Genomic DNA, 1,049 nt, shown 5'->3' with positions numbered 1-1,049 from the left:
GATCGCCCTGCGCTTGTGTACGATCGATTTGAGGCGGGGACCAAAGATGCGGTCAGAATGGTGCGCAATCAACCAATAGTCGTTGGAGAGTTGGATTATTTAAATAAAAAAAGCATATCGGATTTGACTTTTATTAAAAAGAAGATTGTGGATGCGAGATTGCACATAGAAGATCTACAATTTCTTGTTAGGCGTGATGGTGGTTTGGTAATATCTGATCCTTTGGGGGTAAAAGTTGGGCCTGGCTACAGAAAAAATCTCCAAATGATTGAATTTTTGATAAACTTGGCTCGTGCAGGAAAGAAAAAATGACTAACAAAGAGTTTCCCGCTTCAATGACCCCTCTTCAGTCGGTTTCACTGCTTCGCAGTTTTTTGGGGAAAGAGCTTGTTTCATTTACAAGATACAGTTTGTTTTCCAAAGAGGAAGCGGCCGCCGAAATAGAGAAACCTGTTTCACTTGTTTTTGAAGGGACAGAAGGGCCTGTGGGTCTCAATTTTGAAGGAGCCGGAACTCTTGGGGTTGGAGAGGACGATAGCCTGAATAGCGCAATCGTCTGGCTTGACAGGGACAAGGATGGACAGCCCGATTTCAGTCCGATGGACGAGAGTGTAAGCGTATTTTTTCCGATCGAAGCTTCAGATCCTGTTTTTTCACGAACGCAATGGAGTGAATTTATAGGGGATCGATTGATTGGGATGTCAATAATAAAGGAAAATCCGATAAATCCTCGGCTGTATAATCGGCCGTGTGAGATTGCTTTGTGCTTGAATTGGCAAAAAAATGGCAAATTTGCGGCAATCCTCGGCGGGCACGGGGATGACTATTGGGAATGCAAGCTGATGCTATGGAATGCAGTGCAGCCCAAGTTGAACTCCCGATTCTATGAAGTACCTTTGCTGTAATTTCAGTTGGGAGCCTCTAAAAACCGCTGCTTTCAGCCAGTCACAGGCGCAGGCGGCTTGAGCGCTTCGGATTAGCTCATTTTTTAAGCAATTCCCCTCTTTTTTTGGGCATTTCTTGCCCACAGATGACTTCACAATACACGC

Annotated in this window: 2 protein-coding genes; both read left to right on the top strand. The window is 44.7% G+C overall.

Features of this window, described 5'->3' with window-relative positions; translation table 11 throughout:
• The coding region (locus ASE31_RS31820; RefSeq protein ID WP_162261422.1) for a hypothetical protein at nt 1–312 on the top strand (312 nt) is incomplete at its 5' end.
• Nucleotides 309–905, top strand: a complete 597-nt coding sequence (locus ASE31_RS31815) for a hypothetical protein (protein ID WP_157412576.1) — start codon at nt 309–311, stop codon at nt 903–905. The genes ASE31_RS31820 and ASE31_RS31815, both read left to right, overlap by 4 nt.
• The last annotated feature ends 144 nt before the right edge of the window (nt 906–1,049 follow it).

Source organism: Acidovorax sp. Root217, from assembly GCF_001428645.1.
GTDB lineage: Bacteria > Pseudomonadota > Gammaproteobacteria > Burkholderiales > Burkholderiaceae_C > Acidovorax.
The sequence above is the reverse complement of the archived record's forward strand: the minus strand, read 5'-3'. Positions and strand labels throughout refer to the sequence as shown.

Coding starts and splice junctions, on each gene's coding strand:
- ASE31_RS31815 (WP_157412576.1), top strand. CDS start 309: ATGACTAACAAAGAGTTTCCCGCTTCAATGACCCCTCTTCAGTCGGTT.